We start from the raw sequence: 24,409 nt of genomic DNA on the forward strand, positions 1-24,409 counted from the left end.
GTCGAGCGCGACGACGCGGGTCTCCCCGTCCCCGTAGACCTTGTTGAGGCCGGTGGCGCGGGCGGCCGCCCGGCCGGTACGGACGGCGGTTGCGGACATCGTCACGGGGAACTCCTGCGGGGACGGAACGGGATGATCGGGTTCCGTTCAATCCTCCCAATCCGTTCCGGTCCGAAGTGTCGCCCGCGGGTACGGCCGCCCCCCGCCGTCCCGACGGTCCGGCGGGGGGCCCGCTCCTCCTCAGGTATGACCTCGGTCCCTGAGGCGCCCGGGCGCCCCGCCGTCCGGCGGATCACTCGACCGCGACGCCCCAGCGCCGGGCGAGCCCGGCCAGGCCGCCCGCCACCGCGGTCCCGGCCGGGGCGAACTGCCAGTCGCCGCCCTTGCGGTGGAACGAGCCGATCACCAGGGCGCTGTCCGACACCCCGCCGGTGACGGCCGCCCAGTGCGCCGGGCCCTCGGCACCGGGACCGAACGAGGCGGTCAGGGCCAGCCCGTGCACGTAGCCGAGCGGCAGCGCGGGCGACTCCTCCTCCTCGGTGGAGACCGCGACCACCACTTCGTCCACCCCCGCCGCCACCCGGCCCAGGTGCAGGCTGAGTTCGGCCTCCCGGGCGGGCTCGCCGGGGACCGAGCGGGTGGGGTGCAGACGGACCGCGCCGTCCGGGTCCTGCGGGTTGTTGAAGAAGACGAAGTGCTCGTCGTCGAGCACCCGTCCGTCGGCGCAGAGGAAGGCGGAGACGTCGAGCTCCACGGCGTCCCCGCCGGCCGTGCGGCTCTGCCAGGAGAGCCGCAGGAGGGTCGGACGCTCGTCCGGCTCGGCGCCGTCGGCCGGGGCGGGTGAGCCGGCTGCCCGACCGGCCCCGGGCCGGCCGCCGTTCGCGCCGCCGCCGTTCGCGCCACCGCCGCTGCCGTTGCCGCCGTTGCCCTCGCCGTTCGCGCCGCCGCCGAGCCGGCCGCGCAGGCCCTGCTCGGCCAGCAGCTCGACCAGCTCCGGCCCGCTCACCAGCGTCAGCGGCTTGTTGCGGATGTACTCGTAGGAGCCGGGGCCGAAACCGGCCGTGGTCACCAGGATCCCCTTGATCGCACCGTGGTGGCGCACGGTGGAGTCGAGGTCCCGGACGGCGGTGGGGGAGACCGTCGAGCGGTAGCGCTTGGCCTGGATGACGATCCGTCCGCCGGTCACCGGGTCGAGGTCCTCGGCGACCACGTCCACCCCGGCGTCCCCGCTGCGTGCCGTGGTCATCACCCGGAAGCCGCGCAGCCGGAACAGCTCGGCGATCAGCTCCTCGAACTCGATCGGGTCCATCTCGAAGAGGTCCGGCTCGTCCTCGCCGCCCTGACCGGCGACGTTGCCGCCGACCGTCTCCGGCAGCCGGTCCGGCCGGACCTCGTCCAGCCGCTCCGGCCGGGCGGACAGCACGCCGCCGAGCCCCTGGAAGCACTCCACGGCGGCCACCCGGTCCAGCGCCAGACCCGCGAACTCGGACCGGTCCACGGTCACCGTCGACAGGAAGCGCTCGGCCTCCCGGCCGGTCGCCGGGTCGATGCCGCGCACGAAGCCGTTCAGCACCACCGACGCCAACGTGCCGTCCGCGTCCGCCCGGAACAGCTCGGCCACCACCCGCAGCGCGCTCTGCGCCAGCACCTCGCGGTAGAGCGCCTTGCGCTCGGTGGCCGGCCGGGCCACCTCGGCCTCCCGGTCGTCCGACTTCACGTACCGCACCCGGCCGGCGGCCGGGACGACGTCCGGGCCGGGCAGCTCCCAGTTGACGACCAGTTGGCGGGTCGACGCCTCCCAGGCCGCGACCAGCCGGTGCGGGAACCCCTCCGGCCAGCCCGCCGAGGCGTACAGCACGGCGGTGAAGTACTCCTGCACCGCGTCCGGTTCGCCGTCGCGCAGCCGGCGCAGCAACTCCTGCGTCCGGGAAGCCCGGTCCTCGTCCTGGCGGCGGTGCTGGGCCGCCCAGTCGAGGTACTGCCGGTGGTACTCGGCGAGCCGGCGCTGCCGGTCCGCCTCGGCCGCCTGCGCCGCGTACCAGTCCTGCTCGAACCGGGTCCGGGCCTGCGCCACGTACTGCTCGTACTGCTGGCGGACCCCCGGGTTGCGGGCCTGGGCGGGGGTCGGCGGCGGCACCTGGTAGTCCGCCTGATCGGGCATCGGCACCGGCTCGCCGAGCCGGCCCGGTTCGAAGGGCGGCAGCGCGGCGGGTGCCAGCAGGGCCTGCGGGCTGAACGCCGGCCGCCCCACGCCCGCCGCCAGCAGTCCCTTCAACTCCTCTACCCGGTCGTCGAGTTCCGCCGTCCGCCGGGCCGCCTCCGCCTCCCGCGACTGCTGGTACGCCCGCACCGCCTCGCGCTCGCCCCGGGCGGCCGCCCGCTGGGTCTCGCGCTCCTCGCGTTCGCGCCGCCGCTGCTCGGCCGTCTGGGCGCGCCACCGGGCTTCCTCCCGGCGCTGTTCCTGTCGCTGCGTCTCCGCCCAGACCGCCAGTACCCCGTCGTTCCGCCGCCCCGCCACCGTCCACCCCTTCGCTTCACGCCCGGCCGCGCCCGCGCGCCGCCTCCCGGCCGCGTCGTCGCCGCGCCCGCCACAATAGAACGTGGACGGGTGAACCGGCCAAGCGCCCATGACCTGCGACGGCGTCCGGCCGGGCCCGGCGTCGTCCGGCCACCCGGACGACGGCCCTTGCGACGGCGTCGCGGGCGAGGAAGTGCCGGTGGGCGTCCGGTACTCGCCGAAGCCGAACTCCCGCCCGGCCGCCGGGCGCAGCCCGTGGTCCGACCGGGCACAGCATCGCCTCCGGGCCGGTGCGGCTGCCGACGAAGCCCCGGCGGATGGCCGCCGGTGACCCCGCTTCCACGTCGTCGGCGACGCCGGGTACGCCTCGCCGGCGCTCCGCGGCTCGGCGGGCTGCTCGGGGACGATCCGGAGCGGCACGATCCCCCTGTGCGGCGGGCCGGGGCGGACCGATCGGTCGACGGTGGCCGGACCGTGGGCCTCGACCACGAGGTCGGCGCCGGCGCCCCCGGTCAGGTGCCGGCGCCGTGCGCGGCGCCGACCCCCGGCGGGGAGTGACGTGGTGGGGGCTACCCGCCCGGGCGGACCGCCGCGTCCCAGCGCCAGTCGGTGCGCCGGGGGCGGCCGGGGAGCTCGCCGCGCCCGGTGGCCCAGAGCAGGGTCGGCCACGGTCCGGCGGCGTCGTCGGCCGGCACGTCGGGGAAGAGCCGGGCGAGGGTGCGCCGGCAGACGTCCGCCGGAGGCTCCCAGGCGAGGCCGAGCCCCTCGGCGACGTCGTGCAGGTGGACCAGCGTCTCCACCAGGCTCATCGCGGTGAACCCGGCCGGGTCGGCGAGGCCCCACGGGTGGTAGGCGCGGGTGTCCGGCGGGGCGGTGCGCGCCATCGCGACCATCAGCGTGCCGCTCGCCTCCAGGACCTGGACCAGCCCGTCCGGGCCGCTCTCGGGCTGCGCGTAGACGAAGCTGTTCGGCGCGCCCGGGGACAGCCGGACCGACCGGAACGGCACGTAGCGGTCGCGCGGCGGGTCCTGGGGGCCTAGCTGGGCCGCGTAGGCCAGCAGGTCGTCGGCCAGGTGCTCGACGGTGGCCCAGCAGTCCCAGCTGAGCGTTCCGGCGGGCCGGGACCAGTCGGCGTCCTCCGGCGCGCCGCGCAGGGTGGCGGCGGCGAGCCGGAGGACGAGCGCGAGGTCGTCGGCGGTGACCGGGCCGGGGGCCGGGTCGGGGGCGGGATTCGGCCCGTGGGCGCTGTCGATCATGGCGCCGACCGTACCCCGTGGCGCGGTCCCGGTCGCCCGTGCCCGGGTAGCCGCGGGGAGCCCCGTCAGGCCGTGAGGGCGTCGGTGAGCCCGACCAGGACGGCGCACACGTCCCGGGCGGCGGCCCGCATCTCCTCGCTCTCGCCGGGCCGCCGCACGAGGTCGGCCAGGATCAGCAGAGCGGCCCGCACGGCGCCGACGGGGACCTCGACGGTGCGCAGCGCGTCCAGCGCGTCGGCGGCCCGCTCCGCCGCGCTGCTGTCCCACGACTGCGTCAGTTCCACGGCCCGCGGGGTGCCTTCGGGGGGAGTGGACACGACGTGCAGGGCACGGGGCGGGTTCGTATGGCTCATGCCCGGAGCAACGACGGCGGGGCCCGGCCGGATGCCACGCGTACGGGTGATCACCGCGCCGGGCGCCGGGGCGGGCCGCCCCGAGGGGGGCCGTCGTCGGCGCGCACGGGCGGACTGTCGGAGGGAGCGGGTAGCCTCGCTGGTTCGGACGGATGGACGGACGGGTGAGCCGGTGACGGGAGGGTGAGCGTGAAGGTGCCGCAGCAGGCGGGCGGCGGGTGGGTCTCCACCGGCCTGCACTGGCGCGACGGGCAGCCGGTGCTCCGCGCGGTCCACGGGCACCGGGTGCACGAGCGGGTGGTGGTGCCCGGGGCGGAGATCGGCTGGCTGATCGGCGGGCCGCGCCGCTGCACCGGCGCCCTCCTGGTGGGGGCCACCGAGCGCACGCCGTGCCCGCACCACGCCGTCATCGACCCGGACGGCGGCGCCGTCCAGTGCGCCGCCTGCCAGAGCGTCGACCGCGGACTGGCGCTCGCCCGGGACCAGATCCTCGACGACGGGCGCGCCTACCGCCTCTACCTCGCCTGGTTCGGCGAGGGGCTGCTGAAGGTGGGCCTGACCGGGGAGTCGCGCGGCACCGCCCGGCTGCTCGAACAGGGTGCGCTCGCCTGGACGTTCGCCGCCCGCGGCGCGCTGCCCGCCGTCCGCCGGGCCGAGCTGACCGTCGCCGCCTCGGGGATGGCCCGGGAACGCTTCACGGGCCGGGTGAAGACGGCGCACTGGTGGCGGCACGGCGACGCGGAGTACCGCCGCGCGCTGCTGACCGGGGCCCGCGCCGCGGCCCACCGGCTGCTGGACGGGCACGCGGTGGAGTTGCTGCCCGACCACCCGGTCGTGGACCACGTCGGGATCTTCGGGCTGGCCGACGGCGCGCCGGTGTCCTATCGGCACATCGACGCCCTCGCCCCCGGCGCGGTGGTGGCCGGTACGCTCCGCCCGCCGATCGGGCGCCATCTGCTGCTGGACCAGCCGGGCGGCGCCGAACCGCTGCTGCTCGACACCCGCAGACTCACCGGGTGGACGCTCGCCCCGGCGGCGGGCCGCCCGGTGTCGGGCCTGGTGGTGAGCCCCCGGACGCGCCCCGAGGAGCCGGACACCCAGGAGGCGCTGTTCTGATCCGACCGCGGCCTGTTCCGACCGCCGCCTGTGCTGACCCGTGGCCTGTGCTGACCCGCGGCCCGTTCCGACCGCGGCCGAGGAGGGGCCGGTTCAGGCCAGCTTGCCGCGCACCCCGCCCGGCCCGGACCGGGCCCGGCGCGACAGCGGCGGCCTGGACGGCCGGATGTCGGCGCGCGTCGCCCCGGTGTCCTCGGCGGCGCGGTGGGCCAGTGCGGCCCGGGCGCCGGCCAGCGCCATCCGCGCCAGCAGCGGGTCCTCACGCAGGCCCGCCGCCCGCTTCGCGGCCTGGCAGTGCGCGCACCAGAGCGCCGAGGCGGGCCCGTCGGGGTACGCCATGGTCTCCGGCGGCAGGTAGTGGCCGCCGCATTCGACGCACTCGAAGACCAGCCTCATCCGACGATCACCGTCCCGGATCCGTGGCATCGACTGCACGGCGACCAGAAGGTGTTGAGCTTCGGCACCATGCCCCCTTCCTCGTCCAGTTCCACCGTGGCCTCGGTCTTCTCGGTGCCCCCGGACCCGCCGCACCCGGCGCAGGACTGAACCTCGGGCATATGACCCTCCTTGGCGCGGGGACCACCGTAGCGCGAATTCCCGGAGTACAGCAGCGGTCCTGACGAACCACCACCCGCACGGGGCGCGTGCGCCCGCCCCGCGCGCCCCGGCCGTCCCGGCGGCACCGGCGGGGAGCGGCGGCGGGACGGCCGGCGGGGTGCTCAGCCCGCCGCGCTGCGCAGGAACTCCCGGTTCATCGCGGCGATGCTGGGCAGCGGGATGCCCTTGGGGCAGGCGGTGGCGCACTCGCCGGTGTTGGTGCAGCCGCCGAAGCCCTCGGCGTCCATCGTGGCGACCATGTCGCGCACCCGGGAGCGGCGTTCGGGCGCGCCCTGCGGCAGCACGTTGAGGTGGACGACCTTGGCGGAGGTGAAGAGCATCGCCGAGCCGTTGGGGCAGGCGGCGACGCAGGCGCCGCAGCCGATGCACTCCGCGTGCTCGAAGGCGGTGTCGGCGGCCTCCTTGGGTACCGGGGTGGCGTGGGCGTCGGGCGCGCTGCCGGTGGGGGCGGTGATGTAGCCGCCGGAGCCGATGATCCGGTCGAACGCGGAGCGGTCCACCACCAGGTCCTTGACGACCGGGAAGGCGGCGGCCCGCCAGGGCTCGACGTCGATCGTGTCGCCGTCGGCGAAGTGCCGCATGTGCAGCTGGCAGGTGGTGGTCCGCTCGGGGCCGTGGGCCTGGCCGTTGATGACCATGCCGCAGGCGCCGCAGATGCCCTCGCGGCAGTCGTGGTCGAAGGCCACCGGCGTGTCGCCGCGGGTGATCAGTTCCTCGTTGAGGGTGTCGAGCATCTCCAGGAAGGACATGTCCGGGCTGATCCCGGTGACCTGGTAGGTGGTCATCGAGCCGGGGGTGTCCGGGCCCGCCTGGCGCCAGATCCGAAGGGTGAGGTTCACGCGTAGCTCCGCTGGGTGGGGTGGACGTGCTCGAAGTCGAGGTGCTCGCGGTGCAGGACGGGGGCGCTGCCGGTGTCGGTGAACTCCCAGGCGGCGGCGTAGGAGAAGGCGTCGTCGCGGCGGGCCGCCTCGCCGTCCTCGGTCTGGCTCTCGGTCCGGAAGTGGCCGCCGCAGGACTCGGCGCGGTGCAGCGCGTCCAGGCACATGAGCTCGGCCAGTTCGAAGTAGTCGACCAGCCGGTTGGCCTTCTCCAGCGACTGGTTGAGCTCCTGCCCGGTGCCGGGCACCCGGATCCGGCGCCAGAACTCCTCGCGCAGCTGCGGGATCCGGGTCAGGGCGCGGCGCAGTCCGGCCTCGTCGCGGGCCATCCCGCACTCGTCCCAGAGGAGTTCGCCGAGTTCGCGGTGGAAGGAGTCCGGCGTCCGGTCGCCGCCGACCGCCAGGATCAGGTTCAGCCGGTCGGTCACCTCGGCCTCCACCGAGGCGATCTCGGCGTGGTTGGCCGGGACGGCGGGCAGCGGGTTGCGGGCCAGGTAGTCGTTGAGGGTCGGCGGGAGGACGAAGTAGCCGTCGGCGAGGCCCTGCATCAGGGCGCTGGCACCGAGCCGGTTGGCGCCGTGGTCGGAGAAGTTGGCCTCGCCGACCGCGAACAGGCCCGGGACGGTGGTCTGCAGGTCGTAGTCGACCCAGAGTCCGCCCATCGTGTAGTGGATCGCCGGGTAGATCCGCATCGGCACCCGGTACGGGTCCTCGGCGGTGATCCGCTCGTACATCTCGAACAGGTTGCCGTACTTGGCGGCCACCGCGTCGCGGCCCAGCCGTCGGATGGCGTCAGCGAAGTCCAGGTAGACGCCCTGGCCGCCGGGGCCGACGCCGCGCCCCTCGTCACAGACGTTCTTGGCGGCCCGGGAGGCGATGTCGCGCGGCACCAGGTTGCCGAAGGAGGGGTAGATCCGCTCCAGGTAGTAGTCCCGCTCGTCCTCGGGGATCTCGCCCGGCGCCCGGGTGTCGCCCTTGGCCTTCGGCACCCAGATCCGGCCGTCGTTGCGCAGCGACTCGCTCATCAGGGTGAGCTTGGACTGGTGCTCGCCGGAGCGCGGGATGCAGGTCGGGTGGATCTGGGTGAAGCACGGGTTGGCGAACCAGGCACCGCGCCGGTGGGCGCGCCAGATCGCCGTCGCGTTGGAGTTCTTGGCGTTGGTGGAGAGGTAGAAGACGTTGCCGTAGCCGCCGGTGGCGAGCACCACGGCGTCGGCGGTGTGGGTGCTGATCTCACCGGTCACCAGGTCGCGGGCGACGATGCCGCGGGCCCGCCCGTCGATCACCAGCAGGTCGAGCATCTCGGTGCGGGCGTGCATCTCCACGTTGCCGGCCGCGATCTGGCGCGACAGCGCCTGGTACGCGCCGAGCAGCAGCTGCTGGCCGGTCTGGCCGCGGGCGTAGAAGGTGCGGGAGACCTGCACGCCGCCGAAGGAGCGGGTGTCCAGCAGGCCGCCGTACTCGCGGGCGAACGGGACGCCCTGGGCCACGCACTGGTCGATGATCTCCACCGAGACCTGGGCCAGCCGGTGGACGTTGGACTCGCGGGCGCGGAAGTCGCCGCCCTTGACGGTGTCGTAGAACAGCCGGCGCACGGAGTCGCCGTCGTTGCGGTAGTTCTTGGCGGCGTTGATGCCGCCCTGGGCGGCGATCGAGTGGGCCCGGCGCGGGGAGTCCTGGAAGCAGAACTGGACGACGTGGTAGCCCTGTTCGGCCAGTGTGGCGCCGGCCGCACCGCCGGCCAGGCCGGTGCCGACCACGATCACGGTGTGCTTGCGCCGGTTCGCCGGGTTGACCAGCTTGGCCTCGAACCGCCGCTGGTCCCAGCGCTGTTCGATCGGCCCGCCGGGGGCCCGGGTGTCGGCGACCGGATCGCCGACGCTGTACTCGCTGTAGGGGATCAACTCACCACTCCGGTCATCACGGCCACGGGGACGGACAGGAAGCCGACGGTCAGCACCAGCGCCAGACCGTTGGCGGTCAGCTTCAACGCGCGGTCACGGCGGGCGTTGTTGGCGCCGAGGGTCTGCGCGGCGCTCCAGAAGCCGTGCCGGATGTGCAGGCCGACGGCCAGCATCGCGACGATGTAGATCACGCAGCTGTACCAGTTCGAGAAGGAGGCCACGATGTTCTGGTACGGGTGCCCGTGCTCGGCGGCCGGGTTCACGGTGAGCGTGGTCAGGTCCAGGATGTGCCAGACGATGAACAGGGCCAGGATCACCCCGCCCCAGCGCATCGTCCGGGTCGCGTAACTGGCCCGCCGCCGCCGGTGCACGTACGTGCTGGGGCGCGCCCTGAGGTCGCGCCGGCTCAGCTGGTACGCGGCCACGCCGTGCAGCCCGACGGCCGCCAGCAGGCCGAACCGGGCGATCCACAGGAACCACTCGTAGTGCAGGACGGGTTGGCCGAGGGTGCGCAGCCAGTGCGCGTAGCCGTTCAGGTCGTCCGGGCCGAAGAAGACCTTCAGGTTGCCCAGCATGTGCGCGACCAGGTACAGCAGCATGACCAGTCCGCTGACGGCCATGACCGCCTTCTTGCCGACGGTCGACCGCCACAGGGTCACCAGGGTGGACGGATGCCGGGCCGTCCGAGTCGCGGTTGTCATGGCGACCACGGTAGGGACGGGCCCGACGGTACGTCCAAGACATGCCGCGGCTCACCGTGATAGCCACAGGCTATGGTCCGCGCTGGGGAGCGGCCTATCCTGGCCGGGTGCAGCTGCAGCAACTCCGCTACTTCCTCGCCGTCGCCGAGACCCGCCACTTCACCCGGGCGGCCGAGGCGGCGCATGTGGCACAGCCGTCCCTCTCCCAGCAGATCCGCGCCCTGGAGCGGGAGTTGGGCGCCGAACTGTTCCACCGCACCCGCGGCAACATCGCCCTCACCGACGCCGGGGACGCCCTGCTGCCGCTGGCCCGGCGCATCCTCGCGGACACCGAGAGCGCCCGGCTGGCCGTCCAGGAGACGGTGCAGCTGCGCCGCGGCCGGGTCCGGCTGGGGGCGCCGCCGAGCCTGTGCACCAGCCTGGTCCCGGACGTCCTGCGGGTCTTCCGGGACCGCTACCCGGGAGTGGCGCTGGTGGTCCGCGAGGGCGGCTCGCGCGACCTGGTCCGGACGCTGGCGGCGGGGGAGCTGGACGTCGCGCTGATCATCACCCCGCCGAGCGGGGAGGCGGCGCCGGCCCTCGCCGTCACCGAGCTGCTGCACGAGGAGCTGGTGCTGGTGACCCGGGCCGCCACCGCCGCCCGGCGCCGGCGGGTGCGGGTGGCCGAGCTGCGCGGCCGGCCGCTGGTGATGTTCCGGGAGGGCTACGACGTGCGGGAGGCGACCCTGGCGGCCTGCCGGGAGGCCGGGTTCGAGCCGGAGTTCGCGGTGGAGGGCGGGGAGATGGACGCGGTGCTGGGCTTCGTCCGGGCCGGGCTCGGGCCGGCCGTGGTGCCGGGCATGGTGGCGGCCCGTTCGGGCCTGGCGGTCACCCCGTTCGCCGGGCCGGGGCTGGGGCGGACGATCGCCGTCGCGCACGGGCACGAGGTGCCGCTGACCCGGGCGGCGGCCGCGCTGCGCGAGACCCTGCTGCGGCACCTGCGCGACGCGGCCCGGGCGGGCGAGCTGCCGCCGGGCACCCGGCTGCTGCTGGAGCCGTGACCGGGCCGGACGGGCTCGGTGGTTGGCACGGTGTGCGAAGCACCCGAATCGTGACCCGGCGGCTCCGGGGCGCCGGAACCCGCTGTTCTCGGGCCGCGTCCCAGGCGGTAGCCGCGGTGTCGTAGGGTGCGACGCCGCAGGAGCGGCCGGGCAGTCACGGGGAGAGAGCGCACGATGGACAGCGGGAAGCAGCAGGGCGGCAGACCGACCGGGAGCGGCGACGCTCCCACCGGTGGGGCGGCGGGTCCGCAGGAGCCGACCCCGGGGGATCCGCGGGGCGGGTCTCCGGCGGGTTCCCAGGGCCGGGTGCCGGAGGGTCCGCGGGACCGGGTGCCGGGGATCGAGGACGCGCGCCCCTGGGAGCTCCCCGACTACCTGCACGACCGGGAGCTCGGCGCCGGCGCGAGCGGCCGGGTCGTGCTCGCCCACCACCGGGTGACCGGCACCCCCGTCGCGATCAAGTACCTGCACGACTCCCTCGGCACCCCCGCCCTTCGGGAGGAGGCGCTGGTCCTCGCGGCCGTCGACTCCCCGCACGTCACCCGCCTCTACGAGTACGTGGAGGGCGAGCGGGGCGCCGCCATCGTGATGGAGCTGGTGGACGGGATCGCGCTGCGCGACCTGCTCCGCGCGGAGGGCGCCACCACCCCGCAGGCGGCCCTGGTCGTGCTGAAGGGTTCGCTGCTGGGACTGGCGGCCGCCCACGAGGCCGGTGTGGTGCACCGCGACTACAAGCCGGGCAACGTGCTGGTCGACGTCGCCGGCACCTCCAAGCTGGTCGACTTCGGCATCGCCGTGCCGAGCGGCGACGACCGCGACGTCTCCGGCACCCCCGCCTACATGCCGCCCGAGCAGTGGGCGGGGCGGCCCGCCTCCCCGGCCGGTGACGTCTACGCCGCCACCGTGACCTTCTTCGAGTGCCTCACCGGCAGCCGCCCGTACGACGGGGTGACGTTCGCCGAACTCGCCGTCCAGCACACCGAGGCCCCGATCCCGGCCGAGCTGGCGCCCGACCCGGTCCGGCCGCTGATCCTGGCGGGCCTGGCCAAGGACCCGCGGGCCCGCCCGGGGAGCGCGGCCGAGCTGGTCGAGGAGCTGGAGGCCGTCGCGGCGGCCGGGTACGGGCCGCGGTGGGAGGAGAAGGGACGGCTGGACCTCACGGCGCTGGTGGCGCTGCTCGGGCTGCTGCTGCTGCCCGGCACCGGCGGCGCGGCGGGCGGCACCTCGCTGGCCCACACCGCCCTGCCCGCCGCCGGCGGCTCGGCCACCCTGGTGCGGCAGACCCCGGCCCGGCTCTCCCCGGTCCGGCGCGGGGCCCGGCTCGGCAGCCGCGGCAAGGCGCTCGTCGGGGTCGCGGCCGGCGCGCTGACCCTGGCCACGCTGGCCGGTATGGCGATCGCCGGGGCGGCCGACGGCGGTGCCCGTACGGTGGTCGGCGGCGCCTCCCCGGAGGCCACCACCACGCTCGGCGCGCCCGGCCCGGCGGCCGGTCCGTCGCCCGACGCGGGCGGTGCCACCGGCACCCCGGACGCCGGTCCGTCCGATCCGGCGGCCACCCCGGCCGCGTCGCCCTCGCCGTCGGCGACCACGGGCGTTCCGAGCACCTCGCCCGCGGCCACGCCGACCGGCAAGCCGCCGACCGGCAAGGCGACCCCGCCCGCGACGGGCGCGCCCACCCCCGGTGCGCCGTCGATACCGCCCGGCGGCGCGACTCCCACCGCCGCGCCGCCGTCGGCCCCGCCCGCCACCACCGCCCCGCCGTCGGCGCCGCCCACCCCGAGCCCGACGGCCACCGTCGCCCCGGCGACCCTCGCGGTGACCACGGTGAACCTGGACTCGCTGACCTGCAGCGGCCGGTGGAGCCTGACCGCCACGGTCACGGTGGTCGCCCAGGGCGCGGGAACCGGCACCCTGACGCTGAGCTGGTACCACAGCTCGGGCGGCCGGTCGATCACCGTCGCGACGGACACCGTAGTGCTCCGCGACGGCCGAGCCACCGTCACCCGTCCGCACGACTTCGGTTCGGCGGACACCTTCCCGACCTGGGGCGTCCGGGTCTCCACCACCCCGGCGGCGGCGAAGCCGGGCAAGACCTCGGCCGAGGTGGCCGCCTACCTGTGCGACCCGCCGCGCTGATCCGCCACCGCTGACCGCTACCGCCGCGCCCCTGCGGCCGAACCCCTGCCGCCGGCCCCGCACCACCCTTCCCGTCGCGTTCCCCTGGAGCAGCCATGTCCACGCCCCGCCCCGACTCCACCCCGGACTCCGCCCCGGCACCGGGCGCGGCCGCGGACCGGACCGTTCCGCTCGCCGCGGGCGCGCGGAGCGCCGACCGGGCGGTCCGCCTCGGGCCCGACCCCGAGGCCACCGTCCGGCTCGACGAGACCGGGGCGGACCGGACGGTCACGCTCGGGCCGAAGGCCGATGCCGAGGCCACCGTCCGGATGCGGCCCGACGCGGAGCAGCCGGTGCGGCTCGACGCAACCGCAGCCGACCGTACGGTCGCGGCCGGGCCCGACCCCGAGGCCACCGTCCGGCTCGACGAGACCGGGGCCGCGAGCGCGACCTTCCTGGACCCCCGGGTCTGGGGTGGCGCACCGGCGCCGGGGGAGACCGCCACGCTGGTCGGCACACCCACGCGGGGGGAGACCGCCACGCTCCCCGGCGCACCGGAGCCCGGCGAGACCGGCACCCCGCCGCACGGCACCCCGTCGCATGGTGTCCCGGTGTCCGGCGAGCCGGCGGAACAGCCGCTCGCACCGGGGGAGTTGCGGCGGTTCGGCCCCGGTGTCCCGCCGCAGGCCGCCGCCGTCTGGCACGGTGCCGCCCTCCCGGAGGCGGAGCGGCCGCCCCGCCGGCGCCGGGTGTGGCGCGTGCTGGTCCCGGTGCTGCTGCTGGCCCTCCTGGCCTTCCTGTTCTGGCGCTTCACCATGCCGGCCCTGGCGGTCACCGGGGTCGGTGCGAGCACCGACCCCGCGGGCCCCGGCTGCGGCGGCACCGCGGTGATCACCGCCGTGGTGGAGACCAACGGCGCCGCGGGCACCCTCCGCTACCGCTGGCTGCGCAGCGACGGCACCACCTCGGGCGAGCTGGCGCAGGAGGTCGGCTCCGGCACGCACCGCACCGAGCTGGTGCTGCGCTGGAGCTTCGAGGGCCAGGGCTCGCTCCCGTCCACCGCCACCCTGGAGCTGCTCTCTCCGGGCCCTCGGAGCGTCTCCGTCTCGTTCCCCTACCACTGCCCCTGAGTCGTCACCGCTTCTGAGCCGTCACGGCTCCTGGGTCAACTGCTCTGCGGCCCGTAGCCGTTCGAGCCCGTCCAGCAGCAGGTCCAGCGCGAACTCGAACTCGGCCTGGTCGTCGCAGCCGCCGACCGTCGAGGCCTCGTCGTGTCCGGCGGCGCCGGCGATTTCCGCGATGTGGGGGTAGGCGCGTGCCAGTTGCCGCAGCACCGCCGGGTCGGGGGTGGCGGCGGTGTCGTCGAACAGTTCCTGGCTGAAGCCCAGCAGCCGGCTGCCCATGGCGTGCATCGCGTGGTGCGTGAGGCCGACGGAGAAACCGCCGGCCCGGAACAGGCCGGCCATCGAGTCGAGGTAGCCGAGGACCGCCGGGGTGGGGCTGGTGCGGGACTGGATCACGCCCGCGGCCCAGGGGTGCCGCAGGAGGACCCGGCGTGCGGCGAGGACGCGTGCGCGCACCGTGGGCTGCCAGCCGCCCTCGCCGGGCGGGCCGATCTCGCCGACGACGAGGTCCACCATGCCGTCGAGGAGTTCGTCCTTGTTGGCCACGTGCTTGTAGAGCGCCATCGGCACCACGCCCAGCTCCTGGGCGAGCTTGCGCATGCTGATCGCATCCGTCCCGGCGCCGTCGGCGAACGCCACCGCCGCTCGCAGGACCCGTTCCCGGCTGAGCGGCGCCCGCCGCGTTCCGTCCGCTGACTGCTTCATCTTGACGAGTGTACGGCGTACGCCTATCGTCATCGACAGGTGTACGCCGTACACCTCTGCTACTGGGTGGGGAGTTCCGCAATGGACACAGACAGACGCAAGGGCATCGCGGCGGGCGTGCTGTTCCTGGTGACCGAGGTCGCCGCCGTGGCCGGGCTGACGCTGTACCGACCGCTGCTGGACGGCACGGACTACGTGCTGGGCGCGGGTGCCGACAACAGGGTCCTGCTCGGGGCGCTGTGCGAGGTGGTCCTGGCCCTGGCGGTGGTGGGCACCGGGGTGACGCTCTTTCCGGTCCTCCGGCGCCGGCACGAAGGGCTCGCGCTCGGCTATGTGTGCGTCCGGCTGCTGGAGGCGGTCGTCATCGTCCTCGGGCTGGTCAGCGTGCTCGCGGTGGTGACGCTGCGTCGGGAGGCACCGGCGGCCTCCGACGCCGGTGCCTCCTCCTTCGCCGCGGCCTCCGACGCCGGTGCCTCCTCCTTCGCCGTGGCGGCCAAGGCGCTCATCGCCGTCCACGACTGGACCTTCCTGCTCGGGCCCAATCTGATCCTCGGCGTCAACACCCTGATGCTGGCCGTGCTCCTGCACCGGACCGGGGCCGTGCCGCGGGTGATCACCGTGCTGGGCCTGGTGGGCGGGCCGCTGATCTGCGCCTCCGCGGTGGCCGTGCTGTTCGGCCGCTACGCTCAGCTCTCCGGGCCCGGCACGGCCGCGGCCGTCCCGGTCTTCGCGTGGGAGCTCTCCCTCGCCGGCTGGCTCGTGCTCCGCGGCTTCCGCGGAGCGTCCGTCGGAGCCGGCGAAACCGCCGCAGTGGCGCTCGACGCCGAAGCCGGACCCGAAACCGGCGCCGCCGGCCGAAGGTGGCCCGCCGTCGCCCGGCCCAGCTGAAGCAGGCTCAGCCCGAACATCAGGACACCCAGCGGGACGTGCAGGCTCGCCACGTGCTGGACGCCCAGGACCACCTGCGCCGACGCGAGGACGAGGAATCCGGTCGAGTGGAGGACGGGCCGGGGCGAACCGCCGCCCGGCCGCCACCTCAGGACCGAGGCGAGGACGTACAGCATCGTCGTGGCGTACATCCCGCGGGCCCCGCCGCTGTGCAGCGGTTCTCCGTAGGACGTGGACAGCAACAGCCCGGCGGTGACCGCCTGGAAGAAGATGGCCGCGGTCTGCAGGGCGATCGCGACCCGCAGGAACGCGGAGAGCCTGGGACTGTGCTGCGGTGCCGTCGTACGGGTGGGCATGAGGGCCCCTTCCTTCTGTTGCTCGACTCTGCTTCTTCTCGACCGTGTCCGAGGGCCGGCGAACCGGCCGCTCATCGGTCCGACGACACAGCCACCGGAAACGTCAGGCGCCACCCCGGCCCGGGCCCACCGGGACGACCTGTGGATCATGGTGCGGTCAGGCCCGAACGAGGGAGTCGTCACGACCATGACCAGTCGAACCGAGCCCGGACCGGACCGGCCCGACCCGGGCCTGAGCGTGCTCGTGGGCGAGCGCCGGCAGCTGATCGACATCGCCTACCGGCTGCTCGGCTCGCTGGCCGAGGCCGAGGACGCCGTCCAGGAGGCCTGCACCCGCTGGTACGCGATGTCCCGGCAGCAGCGGGAGGCCGTCGAGTCCCCCGGGGCGTGGCTGACGACGGTGGCCAGTCGGATCTGTCTCGACGTGCTCGGCTCGGCGCGGGCGCGGCGTGAGCGTTACGTGGGCGAGTGGATCCCGGAGCCGCTGCCGGACGGCACGCAGTGGCTGCACGGCCGGCCGGGCGCCGGCGGCGACCCGGCGGACCTGGTCACCCTGGACGAGTCCGTCGACATGGCGTTCCTCGTCGTGCTCGAATCGATGACCCCGGCCGAACGGGTCGCCTTCGTCCTGCACGACGTCTTCCAGTACCCCTTCGCCGACGTGGCCGCGATCGTCGGGCGGACGCCGGCGGCCTGCCGGCAGCTGGCCTCCTCGGGCCGCCGCCGGATCCGCGCGGCCCGGCCGCCGGTCGCACCGCGCGTGCGGGAAGAAGAAGCCCGCATCATCAGGGAGTTCAAGCAGGCCTGGGAGGCCAAGGACATCGCCGCCCTGGTCGGCCTGCTCGACCCCGACGCCACGATGACCGCCGACGGCGGCGGGCTGGCCGGCGCCGCGCTGCGCCCGGTCACGGGCGCCGAGCGGATCGCCCGCTACATCGTCGGGATCGGCGACCTGGCGCCGGGCATGGAGCTGCTGGAGCGCTCGGTCAACGGCCGCCCCGGCCTGGCGGCCCGGCGGGGCGGAGTCACCGTGACGGTGGCCGCGTTCGGCCTCGCCGGCGAGCGGATCGCGCAGATCTGGGCGGTGCGCAACCCGGAGAAGCTCGGGCGCTGGGGCGGGTGATGCCGGGGCGGGCGCGGAGGAGCCCCGGGGCGGCTGCCCCGGGGCTCCTCCGGCGGTGGTGCGGATCAGGCCGGCAGGACGGCCTCGATCGCGGTGATCACCTCGGCCGACTCCGGCTCGGTGCGGGGCCGGATCCGGGCAGCCACGGTGCCGTCCGGCGAGACCAGGAACTTCTCGAAGTTCCAGGACACGTCACCGGCCTGGCCCTCGGCGTCGGCGGTCCGGGTCAGCGCCGCGTACAGCGGGTGCTGGTCGGCGCCGTTGACGTCCGTCTTCTCGAACAGCGGGAAGGAGACGCCGTAGGTGGTGGAGCAGAAGGTCTGGATCTCCTCGGCGCTGCCCGGCTCCTGACCGGCGAACTGGTTCGACGGGAAGCCCAGCACGGTGAAGCCGCGCTCGGCGTAGCGCGCCTGGAGCCGCTCCAGGCCGGCGTACTGGGGCGTCAGGCCGCACTTGGAGGCGACGTTGACGATCAGCAGTGCCTTGCCCTTGTAGTCGGCCAGCGAGGCGGTCTCGCCGGACAGGGTGCGCAGCGGGATGTCGTACAGGCTCACGGAAGTCCCCTTCGGATGGTCGGATATCGGTGCAGCACTCGTCACGGAACGGTAGCCGCCCCGCCCCGGTCAACCATGACCGGGCTCCGGGTGTTCCGCCCCCTGTTCCGCTCCCGTCCGGCCGGGCCGGGCGTCGGAGCGGGCCTCCTCGGGCCGGCCGTCGGTCCGGGCCTCGGTCCGCGCGTCGAAGCGGGCGGCGACGGCGGCGAAGTCGGCGCTGAGCCAGCGCTCGGGGCGCATCCGGATGGCGATGTCGGCGGTCAGCTGCTCGGTGGTGGCCGCGAGGTAGGCGCGGGCGGTGGCGGGCGGCATGTAGCGGTGGGCCATCGCGGCGCGCTCGGCCGGGTCGATCCCGTCCTCGATCGCGACCACCGGGCCCTCCACGCTCACGTAGCGGCAGGGCGGCTCCTCCTGCTGGGCACAGAGCGCGAACCGCCCGCTGGCGCGGATCCGGCGGGCCTTGGCGGAGTCCCGGCCGGTCAGGATGGTGAGGACGCCGCCCGGCCGGTAGGAGTACCAGATCGGGACGGCCAGCAGGCGCCCGGCCGGTTGGGCGCCGTCGTCGCCGACGGCCAGGACGCCGACGTGCGGGCCCGCCAGGAAGGCCTCGCGCTCGGACAAGCTCATGGTGAAGGGCACGGAGTGGCCTCCCGGGCTACGGAAGCCCGCGCGCTGCGGTCGCGTACGGGCGGTACACCGGTACGTACCCGGACGACCGGTGTGCCGAACGCGGCCGCGCCGGACGGGGCAGCTCGCCGCCGGGCGGGCGCCGTGGTGCGCCCGGCGCGGCCCGGGGATGCCGGCCCGCGCGCCCGGGGGGCGCAGGCCCGGCGCCGGTGGGGGCGCCGGGCTCGCACGGCTCAGAGCGCCAGCGGCTTGATGGCCGTGGGGGCGTGCTCGGGCAGGGTGGCGAGCTCCTCGAACTCGGTCACGTCGCTCATGTCGACGGTCCGGCTCATCGAGATGTTGGTGATGCGCTCCAGGATGGCCTCGACCACGACCGGGACGCTGTGCTCGGCGGCGAGCTTCTTGGCCTCCTCGAAGGCGGCGCCCAGCTGGTCGGGGTCGGTGACGCGGATGGCCTTGACCCCGAGGCCCTCGGCGACCTTGACGTGGTCGACGCCGTAGACGCCGAGCTCCGGGGTGTTGATGTTCTCGAACTCCAGGTTGACCTGGAAGTTGATGTCCAGTCCGATCTGCGCCTGGCGGATCAGGCCCAGATAGGCGTTGTTCACCAGGACGTGGATGTAGGGGACCTTGTGCTGGGCGGCGACCGCCAGCTCCTCGATCATGAACTGGAAGTCGTAGTCGCCCGAGAGCGCGACGATCGGTGTGCCCGGGTCGGCGGTGGCGGCGCCGATCGCGGCCGGGATGGTCCAGCCGAGCGGGCCGGCCTGGCCGCAGTTGATCCAGTGCCGCGGCCGGTAGACGTGCAGCATCTGCGCGCCGGCGATCTGCGAGAGGCCGATCGTGGTGACGTAGCGGGTCTCCGGGCCGAAGGCCTTGTTCATCTCCTCGTAGACGCGCTGCGGCTTCATCGGGATGTCGTCGAAGTGGGTGCGGCGCTGGAGGGTGGCCTTGCGCTCCTGGGCGGACCCGGCCCACGCGGTGAAGTCGGGCAGCCGGCCCTCGGCCTTGAGCTCCTTGGCGACCTCGACGAAGAGCTCCAGCGCGGCCTTGGCGTCGGAGGCGATGCCGTAGTCCGGGGCGAAGATCTTGCCGATCTGGGTGGGCTCGATGTCGACGTGCACGAACGTGCGGCCCTTGGTGTACGCCTCCAGGTTGTACCCGGTGTGGCGGTTGGCCCAGCGGTTGCCGATGCCGAGGACGAAGTCCGACTCCAGGAAGGTCGCGTTCCCGTAGCGGTGCGAGGTCTGGACGCCGACCATGCCGGCGCTCAGCGGGTGGTCGTCGGGGATGGTGCCCCAGCCCATCAGGGTGGAGATGACCGGGACGCCGGTCAGCTCGGCGAACTCGACCAGCAGGTCGCAGGCGTCGGCGTTGATGATGCCGCCGCCGGCGACGATCAGCGGGCGCTCGGACTCCAGCAGGAAGCGGATCGCCTTCTCGGCCTGGGCGCGGCTGGCCCGCGGCTGGTAGACCGGCAGCGGCTGGTAGGTCTCGGGGTCGAACTCGATCTCGGTCAGCTGGACGTCGATCGGCAGGTCGATGAGGACCGGGCCCGGACGGCCGGAGCGCATCAGGTGGAAGGCCTCCTGGAAGACGCCCGGGACCTGGGCGGCCTCCAGCACGGTGGTGGCCTTCTTGGTGACCGGCTTGGCGATCGAGGAGATGTCGACGGCCTGGAAGTCCTCCTTGTGCAGCTTGGAGACCGGCGCCTGGCCGGTGATGCACAGGATCGGGATCGAGTCGGCGATCGCCGAGTAGAGGCCGGTGATCATGTCGGTGCCGGCCGGGCCGGAGGTGCCGATGCAGACACCGATGTTGCCGGCCTTGGCGCGCGTGTAGCCCTCCGCCATGTGGGAGGCGCCCTCGACGTGCCGGGCCAGCGTGTGCCGGATGCCGCCGCCCTCCTTGAGGGCCCGGTAGAACGGGTTGATCGCTGCGCCCGGCACGCCGAACGCGACCTCCACGCCTTCGAGCTTGAGGATCTCCACTGCCGCGCGGGCGGCTGTCATACGTGGCATCGGGTATCTCCTGCATCGGCCCGCAGTGGGTCGGAGGGCTCATCTCCAGAATTCCACCATACGGAAGAACGGTTTCTGTATGCGGAAACAAAGTAAGGCGGGGCTCGTCGGGGCGTCAAGGGGCTTTCAACAGAATGTGGAAGTGGGTCGCGCCGCGGGGATGGCGGGAAACCGCAGGTGGCGGGCGCGGGGAGGGGGTGGGCGCGGGGAGGGGGTGGGCCGGCCGTCCGGCCAGGCTGTCACGGCGGGCGCGGCCGGACCATCGCCCGTTCCTCCAGTCCGCCGGGCCCGGGCGGGCCCGGAGGTCGTCCCTTCGTGCAAAGCGCGCGCTTCCGGCACCGGTCTCGTTCGTGTGCCAGTCCACGGGTCGAATGCGCGTACCCGGCCGGAGCTCCGAGTCGGCACGGAAAGCGGCGCCGGTGTGCGGCTCGTGTGAAGATTCGGTGGGCGAGGTCGGCCCCGCGCGGGGCTCTGGGTACCGTCGGTGGCACGCCGGACCCGTCATGGTTGCCATGTTCAACTCGGGCCGCGGCAGGGGGATTTGGGATCGACCGGGGAGCGGGGGGAGCTCCGGCCGGCGGGTCCCGTTCCCGGACCGGGCCCGCCCGGTCCGCGCGCAGCCGACCGAGGCGCCGCCCCCCGACCGCACCCGCTCCGCCCCGACACCCATCGCCGCCGCCCGCCACGGCCGCCCGGCCCGCCCGGACGGCCGCCCGTACCGACGCCGCCCGCGCCGTACGCGCCGTGGAGGCCGCCGGGTGCCCCGCCGAGGTCGCGCCCGGTGCGCCGACGCGGTGTGCGTCCACCGGCGCGCGACCCGTTCGCCCGCCAGGTCCGCCCGCTCCGGCGTCCGACCGCCCGCCCGCCCGGCCCGCCCGCCCCGGCGTCCGCCCGTCCGGACGCACCCAGCAGCGCGTCCGCCCGTCGGCGGGTGCGCGGAAGGAACGTACCCGTGCTCCGACCCGCCTGCTGTCCCCCCGTCCGCCCCGGCACCGCTGCGGCGGTGACCCGATGAGCGCCCCGTCCGGTCGGTCCGGGAGTCCGCCGGGCCGTTCCGGCGAGGGCGCCCCGCCGGGCCGGGCCCGGCGCGGTCCCGTCCGTGCCGTGCGCGCCGTGCCCTGGCGCTTCGACCTGCCGGCCTCCCTGGTGGTCTTCCTGGTCGCCCTGCCGCTCTGCGTCGGCGTGGCCGTCGCCTCCGGGGTGCCCGCCGAGCTCGGCCTGGTCACCGGGATCGTCGGCGGCCTGGTGGTCGGTGCGCTGCCGGGCAGCAGCCTCCAGGTCAGCGGCCCGGCCGCCGGGCTCACCGTCCTGGTCTACGAGGCCGTCCAGGAGTACGGCGCCGGCGCGCTGGGCCTCCTGGTGCTCGCCACCGGCCTGCTCCAACTGGCCATGGGCGCCCTGCGGCTGGGCCGCTGGTTCCGTGCGATGTCCGCGTCCGTGGTCCACGGCATGCTGGCGGGCATCGGCCTGACCCTGCTGTTCGGCCAGCTCTACGCGCTCGCCGACCGCAGGGCGCCCTCGACCGGGCCCGAGAAGATCGCCGGCCTGCCGGCGCTGCTGCGCGACGCCGTCACCGGTGCGGCGACGCCGGCCGCGGTCGCCCTCGGCGTCGCCACCCTGCTGGTGCTGGCCTTCTGGAAGTACCTGCCCGCCCGGGTGGCCCGGACGGTGCCCGCGCCGCTCGCCGCCGTCGGCCTCGCGGCCGCCGTCACGGCCTCCGCCGACCTGCCGGTCGCCCGGATCCGGGTCTCCGGCTTGCTGGACGTGGTCCGGCTGCCGGAGCGCGACGCGCTGGGCGGGCTGGCGAGCACGGCGGGCGTCGGTACCGTCCTCGCCTTCACCCTGATCGCCTCGGCCGAGACGCTGTTCAGCGCCGCCGCGGTGGACCGGATGCACCACGGCCCGCGGACCGACTACGACCGTGAGCTGACCGCGCAGGGCGTCGGCAACACGCTCTGCGGCCTGCTCGGGGCGCTTCCGATGACGGCAGTGATCGTCCGCAGCGCGACGAACGTCCAGGCCGGCGCCCGCACCAAGGCCTCCCGCGTCCTGCACGGGCTCTGGCTGCTGCTGTTCACCGCGCTGCTGCCGGGGGTGCTCGGCCTGGTCCCGCTCACCGCGCTGGCCGCCGTGCTGGTGCACGCGGGCGCCAAGCTCGTCCCGGTCCGGCGGATCGTCGGGCTCTGCCGCGAACACCGCGGCGAGGCGGTGGTGCTCGCGGTGACGGCGGTCTCGATCATCACCACCGACCTGTTCGAGGGCGTGCTGATCGGGATCGGCCTGGCCGTGGTCAAGTCGGCCTGGCAGACCTCGCACCTGCAGATCGCGGTGGAGGAACTGCCGCCCCCGGAGGCCCCGGAGCCCGTTGCCGCCGCCGGCGGGGCCGCCGGCCCGGCGCTCACCCGGGCACCGCTGCGGGTCCGCCTGAGCGGCAACGCGACCTTCCTGCGGCTGCCCCGGCTGCTGGACGCCCTGGAGCGGCTGCCGGCGGACCGCCCGGTCGAGCTGGACTGGTCGGGGCTGCGCCACCTGGACCACGCCTGCACGGTGGCGCTCAGCACCTGGGCCGAGCAGCACCGGGCCCGCAGCTCCGCGCCGCTGGCGGTCGAACCGCCGCTGCCGACGGTGGCCTGACGGGGCGTCCGGCCTGACGGGACGTCCGACCCGCCGGGCAGACCGGCTCGGCAGGGTGCCGGGTCGTCGGCCGGTCCGGCCGGGCCGGGCGGCTAGCCTGGTCGCGGCGCCGGGGCGCCCGACGGACCGGGCACCGGGACAGCGCCGAGCCGGAGGAGGAGCAGAGCCGTGATCGCAGCGTTTTCGGTCACCCCGCTGGGGGTCGGCGAGGAGGTGGGGGAGGCGGTCGCCGCCGCCGTCCGGGTGGTCCGCGCGAGCGGGCTGCCGAACCGCACGGACGCGATGTTCACCAGCGTCGAGGGGGAGTGGGACGAGGTGATGCCGGTGATCCGGGCGGCGATCGAGGCCGTGAAGGCCTACAGCGGACGGGTCAGCACCGTCATCAAGATCGATGACCGGGCCGGGGTCACGGACGGGCTCACCGCCAAGGTGGCCTCGGTGGAACGCCACCTCGCCGAGGGGTGAGCCCCGGCCGGCCCTGCGGTGAGGCCCGGCCCGCCGACCCGAGCGGGCCGGCGGGCCGGGCTTCGGTCAGCGTGCCGCGGTGGGCTGGGTGCTCTGCTCCGCCGGCGCGGAGCCGTAGGCCCGATCGGCCGTCCACCGGGGGAGCAGCCGGTCCACCGCGAACGGTCCGGAGCCGAGCGCGGCTATCGCGAGGAACGCCCAGCAGAACAGCACCGAGGCCTCGCCGCCGTTCTGCAGCGGCAGCAGGGCGTGCTCCTGGTGGACGGTGAAGTACGCGTAGGCCATCGAGCCGGAGCAGAGCAGGGCGGCGGTCCGGGTGCCGAGTCCGGCCAGGACCAGGACACCGCCGACGAGCTGGATCAGTGCGGCCCACCAGCCGGGCCACTGGCCGACCGGGACGGAGCCGCCGCCCTTGGCGCCGCCGAAGACGCCGAACAGCGAGGCGGCGCCGTGGCAGGCGAAGAGCAGCCCGACGACGATGCGAAAGACCGTCAGGACGAGGGGGCGGACGGTGTCGACCGCTTGCTGGGGAGTAGCCGGCATGGACGTCTCCTGGGGGGAGGGGGTGGGGGACGGGCGGCGGTAAGGGTACCCTTATCTGGAATCGCCTGACAACACTCTGTCAAGTCCACCGTGTTCGAATTTGTTCACCGTCCGTGGTTCGCATGTCAACCGTCCGCTGTCGGCCCGCCCTTGGGCTCGGTGTGCCCGGTATCCGGTACTCGCCGTGGCGGTCGCCCTCCTCTTTCTTGACCGATCGGTCTGAATATGACTAGGGTTCAGGCATGGCACGGACCAAGGAATTCGACCCCGACGCGGCGCTCCAGGCGGCTCTGGAGCTGTTCTGGCGGCGCGGCTACGAGGCCACCTCGATGGCGGAGCTGGTCGAGGAGCTCGGGATCGCCCGTGCCAGCATCTACGCCACCTTCGGCAGTAAGCACGAGCTCTACCTGCGGGCGCTGGAGCGCTACGGCGAGCAGCACAATCCGGTGCTGCTGGCCGAGCTCTCGCAGCCCGGTCCGGTGCTGCCGGCCGTCCGCGGCCTGGTCCGGCGCTTCGCGCGGGAGGCCGGCGAGGACGGCGCGGGCGGCCCCAGGCGCGGCTGTTTCGTCACCAACACCGCCGTCGAGCTCGCTCCGCACGACCCGGACGCGGCCCGGCGGGTGTCCGCCAGCCTCGACCACCTGGAGACGGTGCTCACGGCCGCGCTGGTCCGGGCCGGGGCGCAGCGGGAACTGCCCGAGGGGCGCGACCCCGTGGCGCTGGCGCGGATGCTGCTGGTACTGATGCAGGGCATGCGGGTGATCGGCAAGGCCGGTGACGGCGAGGCCCGTCTGCGGGCCGCCGCCGAGCAGGCGCTCGGCCTGCTGGACTGAGCGCGCCGCCCGGGCCGGCGCCACGGCCCGGCCCGGG

22 protein-coding genes and 2 pseudogenes are annotated in these 24,409 nt (G+C 75.0%); 9 read left to right on the top strand and 15 right to left on the bottom strand.

Going from position 1 to position 24,409, the window contains the following annotated elements; translation table 11 throughout:
• The 4 genes and pseudogenes from ABZ497_RS30535 to ABZ497_RS30550 all read right to left on the bottom strand — a co-directional run.
• Window positions 1–105, bottom strand: a pseudogene (locus ABZ497_RS30535) (ABC transporter ATP-binding protein); the annotation flags it as partial.
• A gap of 187 nt (window positions 106–292) precedes the next feature.
• Window positions 293–2,518: a restriction endonuclease gene (locus ABZ497_RS30540; protein ID WP_359809841.1), complete on the bottom strand. Its 2,226-nt coding sequence runs from the start codon at window positions 2,516–2,518 to the stop codon at window positions 293–295.
• Window positions 2,519–3,087: 569 nt separating this feature from the next.
• Window positions 3,088–3,774, bottom strand: a complete 687-nt coding sequence (locus ABZ497_RS30545; RefSeq protein WP_359809843.1) for a maleylpyruvate isomerase N-terminal domain-containing protein — start codon at window positions 3,772–3,774, stop codon at window positions 3,088–3,090.
• A 65-nt stretch (window positions 3,775–3,839) separates the two neighbouring features.
• A complete protein-coding gene (locus ABZ497_RS30550; protein ID WP_359809845.1) occupies window positions 3,840–4,091 on the bottom strand; it encodes a hypothetical protein in 252 nt (83 codons plus the stop codon).
• Between the two features lie 225 nt (window positions 4,092–4,316).
• Between ABZ497_RS30550 and ABZ497_RS30555 the strand changes: the two genes are divergently transcribed.
• Window positions 4,317–5,243, top strand: coding sequence for a DUF2797 domain-containing protein (locus ABZ497_RS30555; RefSeq protein ID WP_359809847.1), 927 nt, complete (start codon window positions 4,317–4,319; stop codon window positions 5,241–5,243).
• A 93-nt stretch (window positions 5,244–5,336) separates the two neighbouring features.
• Here ABZ497_RS30555 and ABZ497_RS30560 read toward each other — a convergent pair whose 3' ends face one another.
• From ABZ497_RS30560 to ABZ497_RS30580, 5 genes are all read right to left on the bottom strand, one after another.
• Window positions 5,337–5,639, bottom strand: a complete 303-nt coding sequence (locus ABZ497_RS30560; protein ID WP_352295314.1) for a hypothetical protein — start codon at window positions 5,637–5,639, stop codon at window positions 5,337–5,339.
• Window positions 5,636–5,800 carry a hypothetical protein gene (locus ABZ497_RS30565; protein ID WP_359809849.1) on the bottom strand — a complete coding sequence of 55 codons (165 nt, stop codon included), beginning with the start codon at window positions 5,798–5,800 and terminating at the stop codon, window positions 5,636–5,638. The genes ABZ497_RS30560 and ABZ497_RS30565 overlap by 4 nt, the downstream gene beginning before the upstream one ends.
• Window positions 5,801–5,962: 162 nt before the next feature.
• Window positions 5,963–6,700 carry a succinate dehydrogenase/fumarate reductase iron-sulfur subunit gene (locus tag ABZ497_RS30570; protein ID WP_329486004.1) on the bottom strand — a complete coding sequence of 246 codons (738 nt, stop codon included), beginning with the start codon at window positions 6,698–6,700 and terminating at the stop codon, window positions 5,963–5,965.
• Window positions 6,697–8,643 (bottom strand): fumarate reductase/succinate dehydrogenase flavoprotein subunit, encoded by a 1,947-nt coding sequence (locus tag ABZ497_RS30575; RefSeq protein WP_359809851.1) that lies wholly within the window; start codon window positions 8,641–8,643, stop codon window positions 6,697–6,699. The genes ABZ497_RS30570 and ABZ497_RS30575 overlap by 4 nt, the downstream gene beginning before the upstream one ends.
• Window positions 8,640–9,344 (bottom strand): succinate dehydrogenase cytochrome b subunit, encoded by a 705-nt coding sequence (locus tag ABZ497_RS30580; protein WP_359809853.1) that lies wholly within the window; start codon window positions 9,342–9,344, stop codon window positions 8,640–8,642. Before ABZ497_RS30580 ends, ABZ497_RS30575 begins: the two co-directional genes overlap by 4 nt.
• Before the next feature lie 107 nt (window positions 9,345–9,451).
• On the opposite strand from ABZ497_RS30580, the gene ABZ497_RS30585 reads away from it, so the two are divergent.
• From ABZ497_RS30585 to ABZ497_RS30595, 3 genes are all read left to right on the top strand, one after another.
• A complete protein-coding gene (locus tag ABZ497_RS30585; protein ID WP_359809855.1) occupies window positions 9,452–10,384 on the top strand; it encodes a LysR substrate-binding domain-containing protein in 933 nt (310 codons plus the stop codon).
• 306 nt (window positions 10,385–10,690) lie between these two features.
• Window positions 10,691–12,520, top strand: coding sequence for a protein kinase (locus ABZ497_RS30590; RefSeq protein WP_359809857.1), 1,830 nt, complete (start codon window positions 10,691–10,693; stop codon window positions 12,518–12,520).
• 95 nt (window positions 12,521–12,615) lie between these two features.
• A complete protein-coding gene (locus tag ABZ497_RS30595; RefSeq protein ID WP_359809858.1) occupies window positions 12,616–13,629 on the top strand; it encodes a hypothetical protein in 1,014 nt (337 codons plus the stop codon).
• Window positions 13,630–13,650: 21 nt separating this feature from the next.
• On the opposite strand, the gene ABZ497_RS30600 is transcribed toward ABZ497_RS30595, so the two are convergent.
• Window positions 13,651–14,328, bottom strand: a complete 678-nt coding sequence (locus ABZ497_RS30600) for a TetR/AcrR family transcriptional regulator C-terminal domain-containing protein (protein ID WP_359809860.1) — start codon at window positions 14,326–14,328, stop codon at window positions 13,651–13,653.
• Window positions 14,329–14,409: 81 nt separating this feature from the next.
• Here ABZ497_RS30600 and ABZ497_RS30605 point away from each other — a divergent pair, with 81 nt between their 5' ends.
• Entirely contained in the window at window positions 14,410–15,216 is an 807-nt protein-coding gene (locus ABZ497_RS30605) for a DUF4386 domain-containing protein (RefSeq protein WP_359809862.1), read from the top strand.
• Here ABZ497_RS30605 and ABZ497_RS30610 read toward each other — a convergent pair.
• Window positions 15,216–15,572: pseudogene (locus tag ABZ497_RS30610) on the bottom strand (hypothetical protein); the annotation flags it as partial. The gene ABZ497_RS30605 and the pseudogene ABZ497_RS30610 sit on opposite strands and share 1 nt — an antisense overlap.
• Before the next feature lie 187 nt (window positions 15,573–15,759).
• Here ABZ497_RS30610 and sigJ point away from each other — a divergent pair.
• Complete coding sequence (gene sigJ, locus ABZ497_RS30615; protein ID WP_359809863.1) at window positions 15,760–16,695, top strand: RNA polymerase sigma factor SigJ; 936 nt, start codon at window positions 15,760–15,762, stop codon at window positions 16,693–16,695.
• 65 nt (window positions 16,696–16,760) lie between these two features.
• Here sigJ and ABZ497_RS30620 read toward each other — a convergent pair whose 3' ends face one another.
• From ABZ497_RS30620 to gcl, 3 genes are all read right to left on the bottom strand, one after another.
• Window positions 16,761–17,249 (bottom strand): glutathione peroxidase, encoded by a 489-nt coding sequence (locus tag ABZ497_RS30620; protein WP_329485994.1) that lies wholly within the window; start codon window positions 17,247–17,249, stop codon window positions 16,761–16,763.
• 69 nt (window positions 17,250–17,318) lie between these two features.
• Complete coding sequence (locus ABZ497_RS30625) at window positions 17,319–17,888, bottom strand: pyridoxamine 5'-phosphate oxidase family protein (RefSeq protein ID WP_359809865.1); 570 nt, start codon at window positions 17,886–17,888, stop codon at window positions 17,319–17,321.
• Between the two features lie 221 nt (window positions 17,889–18,109).
• On the bottom strand, window positions 18,110–19,888 hold the full coding sequence (gene gcl / locus ABZ497_RS30630; protein WP_359809904.1) for a glyoxylate carboligase: 1,779 nt from the start codon (window positions 19,886–19,888) through the stop codon (window positions 18,110–18,112).
• A gap of 1,020 nt (window positions 19,889–20,908) precedes the next feature.
• On the opposite strand from gcl, the gene ABZ497_RS30635 reads away from it, so the two are divergent.
• Together ABZ497_RS30635 and ABZ497_RS30640 are read left to right on the top strand one after the other, a co-directional pair.
• Complete coding sequence (locus tag ABZ497_RS30635) at window positions 20,909–22,531, top strand: SulP family inorganic anion transporter (RefSeq protein ID WP_359809867.1); 1,623 nt, start codon at window positions 20,909–20,911, stop codon at window positions 22,529–22,531.
• A gap of 168 nt (window positions 22,532–22,699) precedes the next feature.
• Window positions 22,700–22,996: an MTH1187 family thiamine-binding protein gene (locus ABZ497_RS30640; protein ID WP_329485991.1), complete on the top strand. Its 297-nt coding sequence runs from the start codon at window positions 22,700–22,702 to the stop codon at window positions 22,994–22,996.
• A gap of 66 nt (window positions 22,997–23,062) precedes the next feature.
• Here the strand turns inward: ABZ497_RS30640 and ABZ497_RS30645 are convergent, their stop codons facing one another.
• The gene (locus ABZ497_RS30645; protein ID WP_359809869.1) at window positions 23,063–23,539 is read right to left on the bottom strand and encodes a DoxX family protein; all 477 of its coding nucleotides are present in this window, start codon (window positions 23,537–23,539) and stop codon (window positions 23,063–23,065) included.
• A 242-nt stretch (window positions 23,540–23,781) separates the two neighbouring features.
• Here ABZ497_RS30645 and ABZ497_RS30650 point away from each other — a divergent pair, with 242 nt between their 5' ends.
• Window positions 23,782–24,372 carry a helix-turn-helix domain-containing protein gene (locus ABZ497_RS30650; RefSeq protein ID WP_359809871.1) on the top strand — a complete coding sequence of 197 codons (591 nt, stop codon included), beginning with the start codon at window positions 23,782–23,784 and terminating at the stop codon, window positions 24,370–24,372.
• Window positions 24,373–24,409: the final 37 nt, after the last annotated feature.

The organism is Kitasatospora sp. NPDC005751, assembly GCF_040630835.1.
Taxonomy (GTDB): domain Bacteria; phylum Actinomycetota; class Actinomycetes; order Streptomycetales; family Streptomycetaceae; genus Kitasatospora.

Coding starts and splice junctions, on each gene's coding strand:
- ABZ497_RS30595 (WP_359809858.1), top strand. CDS start 12,616: ATGTCCACGCCCCGCCCCGACTCCACCCCGGACTCCGCCCCGGCACCG.
- sigJ (WP_359809863.1), top strand. CDS start 15,760: ATGACCAGTCGAACCGAGCCCGGACCGGACCGGCCCGACCCGGGCCTG.
- ABZ497_RS30650 (WP_359809871.1), top strand. CDS start 23,782: ATGGCACGGACCAAGGAATTCGACCCCGACGCGGCGCTCCAGGCGGCT.
- ABZ497_RS30565 (WP_359809849.1), bottom strand. CDS start 5,800: ATGCCCGAGGTTCAGTCCTGCGCCGGGTGCGGCGGGTCCGGGGGCACC.
- ABZ497_RS30635 (WP_359809867.1), top strand. CDS start 20,909: ATGAGCGCCCCGTCCGGTCGGTCCGGGAGTCCGCCGGGCCGTTCCGGC.
- ABZ497_RS30645 (WP_359809869.1), bottom strand. CDS start 23,539: ATGCCGGCTACTCCCCAGCAAGCGGTCGACACCGTCCGCCCCCTCGTC.
- ABZ497_RS30580 (WP_359809853.1), bottom strand. CDS start 9,344: ATGACAACCGCGACTCGGACGGCCCGGCATCCGTCCACCCTGGTGACC.
- gcl (WP_359809904.1), bottom strand. CDS start 19,888: ATGACAGCCGCCCGCGCGGCAGTGGAGATCCTCAAGCTCGAAGGCGTG.
- ABZ497_RS30560 (WP_352295314.1), bottom strand. CDS start 5,639: ATGAGGCTGGTCTTCGAGTGCGTCGAATGCGGCGGCCACTACCTGCCG.
- ABZ497_RS30545 (WP_359809843.1), bottom strand. CDS start 3,774: ATGATCGACAGCGCCCACGGGCCGAATCCCGCCCCCGACCCGGCCCCC.
- ABZ497_RS30605 (WP_359809862.1), top strand. CDS start 14,410: ATGGACACAGACAGACGCAAGGGCATCGCGGCGGGCGTGCTGTTCCTG.
- ABZ497_RS30600 (WP_359809860.1), bottom strand. CDS start 14,328: ATGAAGCAGTCAGCGGACGGAACGCGGCGGGCGCCGCTCAGCCGGGAA.